The sequence below is a fragment of the Cryobacterium levicorallinum genome (assembly GCF_004402405.1).
Classification (GTDB): Bacteria; Actinomycetota; Actinomycetes; order Actinomycetales; family Microbacteriaceae; genus Cryobacterium; species Cryobacterium levicorallinum.
The window spans coordinates 37,320-51,594 of sequence record NZ_SOFE01000001.1 but is presented as its reverse complement, the minus strand read 5'-3'; the positions used below and the strand labels follow the sequence as shown (position 1 = coordinate 51,594).

The following is a 14,275-nucleotide window of genomic DNA, read 5'->3' as shown; positions in this document are numbered from 1 at the left end:
AGTGTGCCCCAGGCAGATTCGAACTGCCGCCCCTGCCTCCTGGAGGGCGAACCGCGGACCTTTTCCAGTCTTCCTCCCGACGGTAAATAGTCGATCAAGAGTCGTTTTCGCTCACAATAGCGATCATGATTGAGCAATGATAACGCCACGATTGTGGGCAAGAAGTGGGCACGTGCCGCAAGTGAAGATGGTCGGACCTCGATCAGAGATTCCGCTCATGACTTCGTCATGGGTATCCATGTCTTATCAGTAGTTACTGTCGCTGGATGACTGCGGCTGGTCCAGAGCGATCATGACTGATGCGCAGCGCCGGTAGTGTCTGTACTTCCGAATGCATTCCGAACACGATGATCACATGACTCTGATCAATGACCTTCGCACCACGACTCGGCGATCATCAGACCTGCGCAAGCACTCGGCCGACGTGTTCGCCGAGGCTGAGGATCACACTGTCCAGATCACTCGCCGCTGTGGCGCCGAACACCACACTGAGAAGAGCCGCAATGACGGCTAGTTGAGTCCACGGACGTGGTGTATGACGAGCCCGTTGTTGAGCGTGGCGTCGTGAACTGTCAGTCAGTCTTGGAGACGGCGCTCGGCAACGAGAAGCGGGTGTGGTCCGGGCTCTCGCCCCGACCACACCCGCTGACCGTCTTCTAAGTCAGAAGCCGCTGACGTTGAGCCGTCCGCCGGTGACCGTCTTGCCGCTGAGGGAGGCCGTCGGGACGACCGAGCTCAGGATCGCGCTCTTGATCTGCGCCGCTGTCGCACCGGGGTGCGTGGAGGCGTAGAGGGCGGCCGCGCCCGTGACGTGTGGCGTGGCCATTGAGGTGCCGTTGTAGGACGAGTAGGTGTTGAAGGCGGTCGTCGACCAGACACCGACTCCGGGGGCGCCGAGGTCGACGGTCGTGGCGCCGTACTGGCTGAAGGACGCCAGCGCCCCATTGCGGTCGATGGCGGCGACTGCGATGACGTTGGCGACGTCGTAGTTGGACGGGTAGGACGCCGTCGTGTCGTTGTTCGTGCCGCTGTTGCCTGCGGCCGCGACGAACAGAATGTTCGCGGCGTTGGCGCGCGTGATGGCGTCGAGCAGGGTCTGGGAGAAGGCGCCGCCGCCCCAGCTGTTGTTGGTCGCCACGATGTTCAGGCCGTGGCGGGTCTTGAGGTCGGTGAAGTAGTCGACCGACTTGACCGCGTCGGCCAGGGATCCGCCCTGGCGACCGAGGAACTTGCCGCTGATCAGGGTCACATCCCAGTTCATGCCAGCTACGCCTTGCCCGTTGTTGGCCTTGGCGCCGATGGTCCCGGACACGTGCGTGCCGTGGTTGTCGAGCGAGCCTCTGGAGCCACCGTCATAGATAGTGTTGTCGCTGTTGGCGAAGTCCCAGCCGTTGACGTCGTCGACGTAGCCGTTGCCGTCGTTGTCGATGCCGTCCCCCGCGATCTCGTAGGGGTTGGTCCAGACCTGCCCGTTGAGCTCGGGGTGGGTGTACTGGATGCCCTCGTCGATGATGCCGACGTAGACGCTCTTCGACCCCGTGTGGCCGGCGGTCCAGGCCTCGGCGGCCTGGCTGCCGTAGGCGTTGGCGGGGGTCGAGGCGTCGCCGTACATGCCCCAGAGGTCCTGGGAGGTATTGGTGCTGGTGAAGATGGGGTCGGTGGCGGTGGCCTGGTGGGTCAGGACGTAGTTCGGCTCGGCGTAGGCGACGGCGGGGTCACTCTTCAGCTGCGCGATCGCCTCGTCCAGGTTCTTGCCCTGCGGCAGACGGACGAGCTCGACCTCGGTGCGGTCGGCGGCCGCGGCGACGATGCGCTCGGCGAACCGTGCCGAGGCGTGCCCGCGAGCACGCTCGCGCTGGTCGGCGGAGGCGCCGGCCACGTAGCCGACGACGAGCTCGCCGGGGACTGCGGCAGCAGCGGTACCGGTGGCTTGAGGGGCGGGAGCGGCCGAAGCGGGCGTGCTAAGGGCCAGTCCGGTCATGCCGATCAGGATCGCCGACGAGGCAGCCGCTACGGTGAAGAACTTGAGACGCATCTGTTCCGAAAATCTTTTATGCATGAAAAATCCTTTTCCTTGTGGGTAGTGGATTGCCAAGTAGTCACCAATGACTTTGCCCATATTGAGCGTTCAACACAGGTGCAATTGAAAGGTACGACTTGCCGCAGATGATCACACGTCGGCTCATGAGGGGACTGCGCTTCGCGGGCTGCTGTGGTATAGCCCAATGTTCAGCTTCGGGGGTCAGTGGCACCGCCCTCTACTTCCTGCCGCGCCTCCTGGGCCTCAACGCGGTCAAACTGATGTCAGCCACCGGGCCCGCGACGAACAACCGCGACCGGACTCGCCTCGGCGACTTCTTCGAAGCACTCGTGGCCCTCAGCCTCCAGACCTATGCGGCGGCGAACGACGCGCAGCTGTCGCCTTTCCGCGACCATGATGGGCGACACGAGATTGACTTCGTCATCCACCGAGAAGACGCAGAAGCTGTCGGTATTGAAGTCAAGCTCAAGTCCGCCATCACCGACCAGGACGTTCGCCACCTGCTGTGGCTGAAGGAGTCACTTCCCGACCAAATTGTCGACCTCGTTGTCATCAACACTGGCACCCACGCCTATCGCCGACAGGATGGCGTGGCGGTCATCCCGCTCGCGTTGCTCACCGCCTGACCGACGCACTGCGAGTGCCAGAGCTGCCGCAGCGGCTTGCGGCAAAGCGCTCACGAGAGAGCCCTCACGGGGAACCTTGTACGGGACGTCTCTTGGCGGCTTGATGGCTCGGGGCGGCTAGGGTTTGTTCGTGTCGTTAGGTAGAGGGTTCAGGCAGCTTTGGGCGGGCAATGCGGCCGGTAACCTGAGCGACGGCTTGATTTTTGTGGCGATACCGCTGCTGGCAACATCATTGACGACGGATGCCATTCTCATCGCCGGCCTTGCCGCCATATACTCGGCGATGCGGTTGCTTGTGGTGGTTCCGGTCGGGGTCTACGTCGATCGCTACGACCGTCGAACGATCCTGTGGATCACGAATCTCAGCCGAGCGTCGCTGTTGATCATGATGGCGGTCTTGTTCGCAATCGGTTTCGGATCCGTTCCGCTCCTGTATGTCGTCCTTGCGGGCGTCGGAATCCTGGAGACCGCCGCGGACAACGCAGCCCTGTCGATCCTGCCGTCGGTCGTTCCAGCGAACAAACTAGACCAGGCGAACAGCCGCATCTCGGCAGCTCAACTCCTCGCCGATGAATTCGCTGGGCCACCACTGGGCGGCCTCCTGTTCGCCCTCGGGGTGGCGGTTCCGGTCCTGGCCGCTGGCGGCCTCTATGCAGCGGCCGGGTTCTTCTTCCTCGCGCTCCCGCGTCGGGGCGTCGTCAACGCCCTTCCCTCGCCTCGCCGATCCGTGTTTCGTGAAGCCGCGGACGGTGCCAGGTGGCTTCGGGGCCACCGTTTATTGCGCGGCCTGGCTGTAGTTGGCGGGCTCGCGAGTGTCGCATACATGATGCCGTTTTCCGTTCTGGTGTTATTTGCTCAGCAGACTCTAGGACTTGGCTCCGCCGGGTACGGCCTGATTCTGGCGGTGTCAGCACTCGGCGGTCTTGTCGGTTCGATCATCACTGCTCCACTGCGTTCACGTGCGGGATACGGATGGACGATCGTGGGCAGTCTCTGCCTCGGCGCCGCATCCATGTTCGCGCTCGCGTTCGTCCGGATTCCATGGGTAGCCGCGGCTCTCCTAACCGCGTACATCGTGCACTCCGTCGTGTGGGGTATCTGCGTGAGCTCGCTTCGGCAGCGCGTTGTCCCCGAGCACCTCCGAGGGCGGGTCAACGCATCGTCAAAGGTCCTTGGTCTTATCGGTCTCACTGTGGGAGCAGCCCTCGGCGGGGTCCTCGCTTCGTCGCTGTCCTTGTCCGTGCCGTTCCTGGCGAGCGGCACCCTTTTCATCTGCTGTGGCGTAATCGTTTGGTGGCTGTTTCGATCTGAACTGCAAGCAAGTTCTGACTCTGACACGGCGCTAATAACCGCGCGCAACGATTAGCGCTACCCGACTGTGACCCTGTCAAACAGCAACCTTGAACGGCATGCGAGAGAGTTCCTGCCGTCGGGAGGTAATCGCACTCAGCGCGGATGGCGGGTTGATGCTCCGCGACCCCAGAACACTGCGATGCAAGGCCTTCCTTTAACGAACTGAGATGTCTGTCATGCTCTTTTTTCATTGTTGACGAAAGACAATTTTGAGAATAAATATCAGGCTGTTGAACCTTCACAGCTTTCGTTTCTGTGGACCGGCCCGCTAGATTATGAGCGACCGCAAGTTATTCTGGATTCATAGTGAGAGCGCGTCTGTAAATATTCTCCGAGACCGAAAGACGGAACGCACATGGCCATCAGCCTCACGGATCTAGAACTCTCGACCCTCGACAGCCTCGTCACCCCTGTCGACCCCCAGGACGACTGGATCGTCACGGACGGGGGTTCGGCTATACGGTGCGACACCGAGGGTATGAGCGACGAGCTTGCAGAAGTACCTGTAGAGCACCGACCGGCACAGACGTTGGAGGTTCTTCGAGCCTTCCAGGCGCGCGCGAGGGCCGCCCGATCGAAGTGAACCGGACTCTGCTTCCTGTTCTCAAATCACCAACAGCTGCCTGCTACCAAAATCGGTAAACGATTCCGCTACGAGTTCGCTCGTCAAGTGGCTTGCGTTACAAGTTGTTCGCCGACCGATTCGATCTGGGGAAGTCCACATGATGAGTGATATTGCAAGCTCCGTCTTCGGCGTTACTGGAATGGTTGTTTTCTCTGTCTGGTTCTTACTGACGATCGCATTTCAGAAAAATAATCGGCTCAGCCGGCTAACGACACGGTTTGACCGGTTCACACTCGTACCAAAATGGTCGTTTTTCACGCCAGATCCCGGTGCGAGCAACTATCACTTTGTCTATCGCAGTCGCGACAAGGAAACGAGCTTCAGCCCATGGTTGGAGTTGAATTTATCCCCGAGAGGAATTCTCTATCCACTTTGGAACCCTCGAAAACGCTACCGAGAGGGCATGATTGAATTGTTCCAGCTGCTGGCGCTTTCTAGTATCAACTGCTCTACAGACAGGCTTCAGTTCACCGCGCCATACATAATCTTGCTTGACGTCGCGCGCAAACGCCTCGGAGGTTCATTGTCGTCGCAGGCCTTATACCAATTCGCTTTGATTGAAACACGCGGTCCAAGCGGAGCATCTGTGCCACTCGTTCGTTTCTATTCGCTGACTCACCCGGTGTCATAAGCCATGTTGACAATCGAGAGCGCCGCACGAATTACCGCCGTCATCGTGGGCATAGGTATTCTTCAAGGTTCTCTGCAATTACTCTTCAGCTTGAAAGAATTCGGATTGAGCGGGCTGTTTGACTGGAATAGTAAACAGATCCTCGCTAGGTCACACGGTGGGTCACGTGGATGGATGGTCGGGCACAGCGGCTCAGTGTGGCTACGTGTCGTTGTGATTGCTCGAATCGTCTGTTCCATAGCCCTCATCACTCCGTTTCAAAGCAACCTGCTCTACGCCGCTTACGTGACGATCATTTTGCTGTCAAGCCTTTTCCTGGCCTATCAAATTCGCTATGGCAAAGATGGCTCCAATCAAATATCGGTCATCATCCTTGCGGGCTTGGCATTCACCTTCCTGATTCCAACGTCGAGTCCTTTTCAAGCCGTGGGTTTGTATTTCATCGCGGCGCAGGCTTTGTTGGCATATTTCGCTGCGGGGATATCGAAGATATCCAACGCACAATGGCGTCAAGGATCAGCGATGCAGAGCATTCTCAACACGGCTACATATGGACATTCCACGGCCGCAGCCGTAATTCGTAGGCGACCCTGGCTTGGAGGCTTCGTCGGATGGTCAGTTATCGGCGTGGAAATCATTTTTCCCGTAGCCCTTGTGGCTCCGCCTGGCGTACTGGTCGCGTTTCTTTTCGCCGGGGCCATGCTCCATCTCGGAACCGCCGTACTAATTGGCCTCGACATTTTCTTTTGGGCGTTCACCGCGACATTCCCGGCGATCATCTTCGTGCACGGGGTTCTCCTCGGAGGATAGAAAAGCATTGCAGTATTAAGACCTGCCAACGCTTTTTCGGGGAAAAGATTCTGTTGGGCGAACTCCTTACCCCCGTCTTGGTCTTCGATCAAGGCAGTCGTGGAAAAGTTGATGCGCGACGCAAATCGTGGTTCCTGTGGTCTCGGTTCCGAGGTCAGCCGGCCGGCTCACAAGGGGACGGCCGGCGCGACAGATCTTGGTCCAAACTGACCGATGGCCGAGCGAGCCGATGCCGTGTCACTTGGGAACCTCATCCGGGGACAAATCGACGACACACCTGTGCTGCACCGGCGGCGAGTCGCGGCCGCTGGGCATCGGTCTCAGCCTTGTGTCGAGTTGGTGACCGGCGTGCTGGAGATCGTTAGTCTTCATATAACATCTCCCGTTGCGGACACGGAGACGGTTGCTTGTCCGTGCGCCTGGTTGAAGTGATTGGCATAGGCCATCGTGTCGTCTGAGGTGCACTGAAATGTGGACGACGTAACGTCGCCGATGTCGACCGTCACCGTTCCGCTCCCCGCGCAGTTGAGGGCGACCCATAGGCCTTCGCCGAGAGAATCGATAGGACCGCCACGTGCCGTGTTGGGTAGGCTCACCCACGTTCCGAGTGTCGTGCCCGTTGCGGCGGGCGGCTTGATTGACTGGGGAACGGGCGTAGACGATGTCGAAGAGTCCACCGAAGAACTTGTTGCTGACGGTGACCTAGGTCCAGGTTCCGGTGGCCCCGTGCAGGCACTCAACACCGGAGCCAGGAGCACGAACACTCCCACGGCCAAAGCAAGTCTTCGTCTATTCATCCGTTCCCCTAAACGTCGGTCCTGCAGTTTTTCTAAAACTAACAGAGCCGAACGCCGCTGCCGACACCTCAGCCGGGCCGATGAAATCTCGCTAGTGAACGGCACGTCCACGCCTCGAGCGACAATCAGGATGTTGCGAATCATGCCCACGCGCGAGAAGGTCAACGCCGCCGGGGGCCGGACCCGGTGCGCGAAAGAGGAACCCTCTGCGGGACACGTCTCGTTTCGCTGGCAATATCGAACTTGGCGCGTCGAGCGGCGCCGCTGCTGTGTTTAGAGCCTGTTGTAGACCTCGCGACGATGTGCAACCTCGACAATGAGGATGAGGATTTGATCGTCGTCAATATTTGTGAGGATTCGGTAGTCGCCGACCCGGTAACGCCAGAATTCTTCGTTAACGAGCTTTTTACCGAGCTGGCGCGGATTGTCTAGTACGGAAAGCCTCTGCTCAAGAAAATCACGAATCCGTTTCGCGGCGGCCGAGTCGAGTTTCCTGACCTGCTTCGCTGCCTTCGGGGTGAATCTGATCGTGTAGCTCACACAGGCCAGACCACATCGGCGAGGTCAATGGCGTCGTCGTTGGACTGAGTGAATTCCTCGAGCGCATCCTTGGCCAAGAGATAGTCTTCGTTCTCGTCCAGATACTGGGTCAATGCTTCGGTCGCATAAAACGTTTTCGACCGCCCAGTGCGCTCCGACAGATATTGCAGGCGATGATCCGTTTCATCGTCAACGCGGAGATTGATTTGCGGCATATGGCATCCCTCCTCAGAGTGCTATACAAATATAGCATCAGATGGGGTCGCATAAACCGAATCTGCTGCGACCAGGAATCGTTGGCCGGCGACACTTGTCTGGAAGAATTGACGGATGACTGTGACCCTTCAGCGAATCCTCACCAGCGAGTTCCCAGCGTGGTTGGACCGCAGCTGCACCGAATACGTAAGTGATTTGGTTACCCAGGGTGGATCGCATGAGGAAGCTCAACGCAGAGCCGTCGAGAGCATGGCTCGTTTGTTCCCGGATGGTGCTCCGAGCCCTGGCAATGAGGTCTTTCACGTCATGAACAAGGCGGGTGCCGCAGTGGGATACCTGTGGATCGGACAGGACGTCAGCGCCGATCCAGGGGCGTGGTGGGTCTGGGACGTTGTCATCAACGTTGACCAGCGTGGTCAGGGTTTCGGGAGAGCGGCAATGCTCCTCGGCGAGGAATACGCACACTCACACGGAGCGCAGTCTCTCGGCCTGAGCGTCTTCGGATTCAACACCGGCGCCCGGGGGCTTTACAACTCGCTTGGGTACGAAACAACTTCGGTGAAGATGCTCAAGAAGCTCACCTGAGCGTTCCGAAAGAGATAGCGAGCCGCATGACTCCAACTCCCACCTTCGTACTGGTCACCCTCGGCGTGATGGCGATGTCCGTTGCTATTGCCGGATGGCGTCGCTGCAGGGCAACGGCCCGAGATAGGCGCCCGTAAACGGAACCCTCTACGGGACGATCGAGCTTCGAGTCCTGTGGGGATGGTGGTTGGGCTTGGTGGCCGATTCAAGGTGAATCAGAGCAGGCGATCATCGCACCACATGAACCATCGCCGTGCGGCGGGCCAACCACACCAATGAGAGGGCGCCCGCACCGGTGACGGCGAGAATGACTACTGCTGGATTCGCGTCCTGACCGACCGCAACGGCCCGCCCCACGACAGCACTCGCCAGCGTGGCGGCAACCGCTGTTGCGATCGCTTCGACCAAGATTGTCGCCGCAGCCGCCCGCGGAACAGTGACGCCATCCACCTCCGGTGGCACATCTACGATCTTGTTGAGGGTGTCGAGATAGACCAGCCCCATACCAATGCCCGCGAGCGTCCACCCGAGAAGGACCACAGTGATGCGCGGCAGAGCGTCGTCCGTGAGAATGACGGCTCCGGTCCCCAACAGCCCCAAGCCAATCAGGGAACCCCCTACCGCTGCGCGGCAGACGTACGCTCGGGACGTCCGTGGGGGCCATCGACTTGCTGCCAAACCCGCGAGCGCCCATCCCATGCCACTGCCGGCGAGTACCAGCGCAGCTTGTCCGGTGGTTCCCCCGAGCAGATCTTGAACGATGATCGACATGATCGCTTGGGCACCGAAATACACACCCGCCAGGAGCCCCATCGTGGCCAGTGCCGCAGGGCGGCCGGCTCGCGCGCTCAGGGTTCCCGGGGGCAGAAGCCGGCGTGCGGCAAAGATCACGGCGACGGCCCCGATGGCACCCATGGTGACAGCTACGGCGGAGGGCACTGCCTGCAGGCCCACGAGGGAGAGTAAAGCAACGCCGCCCGCGAGCATTCCGGCGGAGCCGAGCGTCAACGGCTCCTTATCGGTTCCCGGTTGCATGGTGCCCCTCAGCTGGCGAGCAGCCACGATTCGCGCCGCGATGAGGAGCGGGAGGTAGAGCACGAGCGCCCAGCGCCAACTCGCAACAGAGGTCACCCACGCGGCGTACAGAGGGCCGGCGAGTGAGGCGAATACCCAGGTCACGCTGAAACCGGCGAGAACCGCGCGGCGCCACCCGGCAGGTAGAACTGACACGATTGCCGCCAAGGACACGGTCGCCAAAGCTCCAGCGCCCAGGCCAGAGGCGACCCGACCGGCAACGAAGACACCGACGTTCGGAGCTACGGCACTCGACACGCTGCCGGCGACCGTGAGCCAACTCAGATGAACGAGCAGCCGATCCACCCGAAAACGCTGGAGCAAGTACGGGCCCAAGGGCATCGTTAGGAACATGGCGATCTGCGCCGAGCCCACGATCACACCATAGAAGTCCTTCGCGTCGAGGTCCGAACCAATGACGGGCATCACGGTGTTCAGCAGGTAAGCCTGCATGCCCGCGACAAGCTCCAACCCCAGCAAAGCCGCGGCCAAGAGCCCAGCTCGGGTCACGCTAATCGAAGGTGATCCGCTCGTACCACCGGGAGAAATCACGCCCAAAGACCCGACCGCTTAACGACTCTGCGGATCCATACGCGCCGTGCCCGCCCCACATCGCCCCCAATGCCTGGATAACCGCCAAGCCCTGACTGGATCCTATTGCAGTGACCGGACTCGGAACGAAGATGCCCTGCAACTCCAATCGCCCGGTCGACATCCAGGCGACCCACGCCGCCAAGTTCCATGCGCGTGGTTTCGTCCTAGACGTTGTTGCCTTCGAGGAACCCTCACCGGGACAGGCAGTTGGTGGCTTGGTTGGAGAAGAGCCAATAGGTGACGGTATTTGTGCAGCGCTAAATGGCACCGTCGATGCCGGAAGCAAATCGTCAGCCGTGCGCTCCACGGGTTGGTGATGCACGGTCTCGGTTTCGTTTTAGTTCAGTTTTGGACGCAGTACTTCGGGTATCGGGAATGGTAGGGAGAATTCCCGTTCCTCGATGTCAGCGGCACCCCAGTCGTCGCGCGTAACTCGAATGCTTTCGGGTGAGAGCTCGGCGATACGCACCGGTAGCCAGCGTCCGTCGGAGAGGCGAAGCTCGAATGGGTCTGCGAGGAAGCCCAGACCGATCTCCTCGAGGGTTTCTTCCGCAGTGAGCCAATCCACCTCGTCCGAGCGCGTTCGACCCAGCAGATCGATGACCACGAAACCGTCGCCCTCGGGTGCCATCCATCCGAGCAGTTCGCCGTCGCCACGTCGATGCTCAATCCACTGCGCAGAACCAATCATGACCCCGAGGCTAACAGCCTGCTGACGGTTACCAGCTTGTGGGATGCGCCCGATCGACGTGGATTGGAGCTGCACGGTAAGCCCGTAAACCGAACGTCTCACGGCATTGGGTCTGCAATGATGACGGCAAACTAGGACTATGCAGATTCGCGACCTAACCTCGGCAAACATCGGTGCAGCGACGTCACTCTGGGTCAGAGCGGGGTTGACCCGCCAGTGGAATCCGCCGGAGCTTGACCTGCAGCGCGCACTCGACGGCGGGACATCAACCGTGTTGGGGGCTTTCGACAATGACCGATTGATCGGCACCGTTATGGTTGGCCACGACGGACACCGCGGCTGGGTGTATTACCTAGCTGTTGATGAAAGCCAACGTGGAACTGGTTTAGGACGGCAGCTGATGTCAACGGCGGAAGACTGGCTGCGCAAACACGGCGCCGTGAAAGTTCAGCTCATGGTCCGCTCGACCAACGAAGCAGTACTCGGTTTCTATGAGCACCTCGGCTACGAAAACGCTGATGTTCAGGTTCGATCAAAGCGACTGACCTGAATAGTTTCCGCTGATCCCACCTTTCGCAAGTCTGACCTCGACCACACCACGAAATGAAGCCACATGGCGAAAACCCTTCCGACGCCCCTCGATGACGGTGCCGCTGATCACTTGATCGGATTGCACCTGCCTGACATCGACCTTGCATCGACATCGGGCGGCGAGTTGAGCATGAAAAAATGCTCAACTGGGCGCTGGATCTTGTTTATCTATCCACGAACGGGCGTGCCTGGCCAGGCCGAGCCAATCGGATGGGCAGACATCCCCGGAGCAAAAGGCTGCACCGCCGAAGCATGCAGCTTTCGTGACAGCTTGGTCGAACTCAATGAGGCTGGCGCTCAAAACGTGATCGGGGTTTCGGTGCAGAGCTCGGCCTATCAACACGAGGCCGTCGAGCGGCTTCACCTACCGTACCCACTCATCTCGGATGAGAAGGGACGATTGACAGCGGCGCTCAAACTCCCCACCTTCACGGTCGAAGGCGTGACGCTTCTCAAACGCATGACTCTTGTTATTGACGGAGAAACCGTCAGGCATGTGTTTTATCCCGTTTTCCCGGCGGAAGGTCATGCAGACCAAGTTCGTGACTGGTTACGCGCAAATCCCGCAGACTGATCGTCTCAAACTGAGCGCCACGGGCCACCACCTTCGGATGCCCGCAAGCCGGACCTCCAACGCGACGAATTCGCGGCCTCTCCACTCGATCGCCAAGGGCGCCGATGCTGTGTCACATGGGAACCCCCTGCGGGACCTGCTATGTCCCGGTGATTGACTCGCTGGTTGTCGTCAGTCGCTCGTCCACATGGAGTCGATAAGGCCGGCATGCGACGATTTAGTGGGATCGGAATCGAATTTGGCGCCTGGATATTCCAAGACAATCCAGTCGGATTGATGGCCGTTATCGCCAAGTGTTTCCGCGAATTTCTCCGCGTCGTTCGGCGACGCAAAACGCTAAATCGAAATTTCTTCTGACCGTACCGCCGCTATGCAGGCGTCGTTTGTGGCACAGGCGTCGGCGGTAATGTCGCGTGGATCCGTCATGGGAAGGTCAGCCTGCGCCGTGAAAACAGCCACCACATCATCGACCCCCATAGTCGACCGAGGCTCCAGCACCGCCTGACACCCGCTCATGGTCAAGGCAATCGGAACAACGGTTAAGACTCGAGCTGCCCTGGCTATCCTCATGACTGCATGGTCCCACACACCGCTCGGCCGTAGGCACATCCGCCCCGTGCATGGTCCAAGACCGGCCTTGATCCAGTTCCACAGGGGAACCCCCTACGGGACGGTTCCGCGAATGTGCAGTCTCAGGGCTTTGTTTTCCGTGCACCCGGAAGGGAATCTCTCATCGAGAATCGATGGGCTGGTATCGAAACAAAACGGAATCACGGCGCACGAATCCGGAGGCCTCGTAAAGCCGGATTGCGGATTCTCTGGATGGGCGCGACGTCAGGTCCAGGCTCCGCACTCCCAACGCCTGCGCTCTGGCAATCATCGCGGTCAATAATTCACGAGCGATCCCTCGGCCACGGGTGAGTTCGTCCACCACAACGTCATCGATGTGACCCCGGACCCCAGTCGGAATGGGAAACGTTACGAGGGTGGCCATTCCGACAACCCGGCCAGCGAGCCGCGCCAGGAAGAGATCGACTGACTCGTTCTCCAGCATCCGATTGAGAATCTCCCTGTCGAACATAGCTGTCTGTGACAGCTGCGGAAGCAATCGGCGAATCTCTTCGGCGACAGCGTCGTCGGCGTGGGTGGCGATCGAAATGGTCAACTCATCTTCCATAGGGAGAGGCTACCTGTGCCGAGCCAGACCGCCGCAGCCGGGTGCCACAGCGGAACGTCATACGGGAAGAGTTCGCCGCCCTGTGTTCCAGGGCCTCGGGTACGGCGTATAGGCGACAGGCTATCAACGGGAAGTCGACCGGTGCGCGAAGTTGGGCTGCGCCCCTTGTTGACTATGATGCGTGCTCTCCGAGGCGAATGCTGAGAGCCCGTGGTCCGTCGTCGTTGAAGCCCATGCGGAGGTAGATTGATTCCGCGTCTGGGCTCGCGTTGAGGGAGACCGACATCGCGTCATTGGCTTGGAACCACCGCAGGAGTTCACTCATCGCAGCGGACGCATACCCCCTGCCTCGATACTGGGAGTCGGTCCCCACCCACTCGACGTACCCCTCCAGGACGTGCACGTGCCTCGGGCTCGGCAGGGTTTCACTGATCCGTCCGACCGCCAGGGACGCCAGGTGCCCAACTGCACCCTCTACGACAAAAATCGCGACATCGTTGCCGAGGCGCCGATCGAGAGAAGCCGCGACCCGCGCTTCCCATTCCGCGTCCGTAGCGGGTGCGGCTCCGCCGTAAACCGTGTGCATGTCCGAATACACTTGCGCGACCAACCGGAGGATCTCGCCTCGATCGCCAGCGACAGCGACCCGCACGGCAACTGGAAGATTCGCGGGAGCGTGCATAAGTTAACTATCTCCGTCTCGTTGATGGGTCCCGCTGGATTCGCCCAGCATGCTAACGGACTAGTTAGACAGGCCAGTGCATACGGATTCGTTCAAGCCGCCAGCAGAATCGAACATCGCGCCGTGTCAACAGATGATCCCGGTCCCCGCGACACCGATTCCGACCACAAAACCTCCGAGAATCAGCGCTGTGAAACTGAGATAAGACAGGTCCTGGTGCTTTCCGCTCCCCACACCGAGGATAGCAACAGCTTGCTAACTCGACGAGCTCCAGGTCTTCGGCCGTCGGCACCGCGAGTTGAACATCCCACGGATCGAACCGGATGCAACTCCTGACTAGCATGTCCGCAAAGGGGGACCTCATACGGGAACGCCCCCGCAAAGACAGGGCCCCGCGCACCGTCTGAGCAAACTTGTCCCGTTTGACCTGTCGCGTAAGGAAATCCCGCCAAGGCACGTCAACTGCGACAGGCTGAGGACCGCGTTCGGGTCACGTCTACTCATGACAACGACATGACTTTCAACGAACTTGATAGCCGGATTGTCCGAAGTAGGTGGCAATAGTCCGAACTGGACTGTCACGTGACAGATGTGCCCCCAGGCAGATTCGAACTGCCGCCCCTGCCTCCGGAGGGCAGTGCTCTATCCCCTGAGCTATGGGGGCCAGG

The 14,275-nt window shown here is 59.9% G+C and carries 16 protein-coding genes and 1 tRNA gene; 9 read left to right on the top strand and 8 right to left on the bottom strand.

Features of this window, described 5'->3' with window-relative positions; all coding sequences use genetic code 11:
• Positions 1–355: 355 nt before the first annotated feature.
• The gene (locus E3O11_RS00255) at positions 356–514 is read left to right on the top strand and encodes a hypothetical protein (RefSeq protein ID WP_241991207.1); all 159 of its coding nucleotides are present in this window, start codon (positions 356–358) and stop codon (positions 512–514) included.
• Positions 515–661: 147 nt separating this feature from the next.
• Here the strand turns inward: E3O11_RS00255 and E3O11_RS00250 are convergent, their stop codons facing one another.
• The gene (locus E3O11_RS00250) at positions 662–2,059 is read right to left on the bottom strand and encodes a S8 family peptidase (protein WP_198415517.1); all 1,398 of its coding nucleotides are present in this window, start codon (positions 2,057–2,059) and stop codon (positions 662–664) included.
• Positions 2,060–2,166: 107 nt separating this feature from the next.
• Here E3O11_RS00250 and E3O11_RS00245 point away from each other — a divergent pair, with 107 nt between their 5' ends.
• The 5 genes from E3O11_RS00245 to E3O11_RS00225 all read left to right on the top strand — a co-directional run bounded on the left by E3O11_RS00245 (position 2,167) and on the right by E3O11_RS00225 (position 6,086).
• Positions 2,167–2,667, top strand: coding sequence for a DUF4143 domain-containing protein (locus tag E3O11_RS00245; RefSeq protein ID WP_092448777.1), 501 nt, complete (start codon positions 2,167–2,169; stop codon positions 2,665–2,667).
• A gap of 130 nt (positions 2,668–2,797) precedes the next feature.
• Positions 2,798–4,033, top strand: a complete 1,236-nt coding sequence (locus E3O11_RS00240) for an MFS transporter (protein WP_092448776.1) — start codon at positions 2,798–2,800, stop codon at positions 4,031–4,033.
• Between the two features lie 342 nt (positions 4,034–4,375).
• A complete protein-coding gene (locus E3O11_RS00235; protein WP_092448775.1) occupies positions 4,376–4,603 on the top strand; it encodes a hypothetical protein in 228 nt (75 codons plus the stop codon).
• A 139-nt stretch (positions 4,604–4,742) separates the two neighbouring features.
• Complete coding sequence (locus tag E3O11_RS00230) at positions 4,743–5,276, top strand: hypothetical protein (RefSeq protein WP_134479345.1); 534 nt, start codon at positions 4,743–4,745, stop codon at positions 5,274–5,276.
• A gap of 3 nt (positions 5,277–5,279) precedes the next feature.
• Positions 5,280–6,086 carry a hypothetical protein gene (locus tag E3O11_RS00225; protein ID WP_092448774.1) on the top strand — a complete coding sequence of 269 codons (807 nt, stop codon included), beginning with the start codon at positions 5,280–5,282 and terminating at the stop codon, positions 6,084–6,086.
• A gap of 1,070 nt (positions 6,087–7,156) precedes the next feature.
• Here E3O11_RS00225 and E3O11_RS00220 read toward each other — a convergent pair.
• Both E3O11_RS00220 and relB read right to left on the bottom strand, forming a co-directional pair.
• The gene (locus E3O11_RS00220) at positions 7,157–7,423 is read right to left on the bottom strand and encodes a type II toxin-antitoxin system RelE family toxin (RefSeq protein WP_092448773.1); all 267 of its coding nucleotides are present in this window, start codon (positions 7,421–7,423) and stop codon (positions 7,157–7,159) included.
• Positions 7,420–7,638 carry a type II toxin-antitoxin system RelB family antitoxin gene (gene relB, locus E3O11_RS00215; protein WP_092448772.1) on the bottom strand — a complete coding sequence of 73 codons (219 nt, stop codon included), beginning with the start codon at positions 7,636–7,638 and terminating at the stop codon, positions 7,420–7,422. The genes E3O11_RS00220 and relB overlap by 4 nt, the downstream gene beginning before the upstream one ends.
• A gap of 115 nt (positions 7,639–7,753) precedes the next feature.
• Here relB and E3O11_RS00210 point away from each other — a divergent pair, with 115 nt between their 5' ends.
• Positions 7,754–8,224 (top strand): GNAT family N-acetyltransferase, encoded by a 471-nt coding sequence (locus E3O11_RS00210; protein WP_092448771.1) that lies wholly within the window; start codon positions 7,754–7,756, stop codon positions 8,222–8,224.
• A 228-nt stretch (positions 8,225–8,452) separates the two neighbouring features.
• Here E3O11_RS00210 and E3O11_RS00205 read toward each other — a convergent pair whose 3' ends face one another.
• Entirely contained in the window at positions 8,453–9,808 is a 1,356-nt protein-coding gene (locus tag E3O11_RS00205) for an MFS transporter (RefSeq protein ID WP_139226630.1), read from the bottom strand.
• 421 nt (positions 9,809–10,229) lie between these two features.
• On the bottom strand, positions 10,230–10,583 hold the full coding sequence (locus tag E3O11_RS00200; RefSeq protein WP_092448769.1) for a hypothetical protein: 354 nt from the start codon (positions 10,581–10,583) through the stop codon (positions 10,230–10,232).
• A gap of 139 nt (positions 10,584–10,722) precedes the next feature.
• Here E3O11_RS00200 and E3O11_RS00195 point away from each other — a divergent pair, with 139 nt between their 5' ends.
• Positions 10,723–11,133 (top strand): GNAT family acetyltransferase, encoded by a 411-nt coding sequence (locus E3O11_RS00195; protein ID WP_092448768.1) that lies wholly within the window; start codon positions 10,723–10,725, stop codon positions 11,131–11,133.
• A gap of 63 nt (positions 11,134–11,196) precedes the next feature.
• Positions 11,197–11,748 carry a peroxiredoxin gene (locus tag E3O11_RS00190; RefSeq protein ID WP_092448767.1) on the top strand — a complete coding sequence of 184 codons (552 nt, stop codon included), beginning with the start codon at positions 11,197–11,199 and terminating at the stop codon, positions 11,746–11,748.
• A 730-nt stretch (positions 11,749–12,478) separates the two neighbouring features.
• On the opposite strand, the gene E3O11_RS00185 is transcribed toward E3O11_RS00190, so the two are convergent.
• From E3O11_RS00185 to E3O11_RS00175, 3 genes are all read right to left on the bottom strand, one after another.
• Positions 12,479–12,925: a GNAT family N-acetyltransferase gene (locus E3O11_RS00185; RefSeq protein WP_092448765.1), complete on the bottom strand. Its 447-nt coding sequence runs from the start codon at positions 12,923–12,925 to the stop codon at positions 12,479–12,481.
• Between the two features lie 172 nt (positions 12,926–13,097).
• Positions 13,098–13,511, bottom strand: a complete 414-nt coding sequence (locus E3O11_RS00180) for a GNAT family N-acetyltransferase (RefSeq protein WP_241994596.1) — start codon at positions 13,509–13,511, stop codon at positions 13,098–13,100.
• 688 nt (positions 13,512–14,199) lie between these two features.
• Positions 14,200–14,271: transfer RNA gene (locus E3O11_RS00175), tRNA-Arg, on the bottom strand.
• Positions 14,272–14,275: the final 4 nt, after the last annotated feature.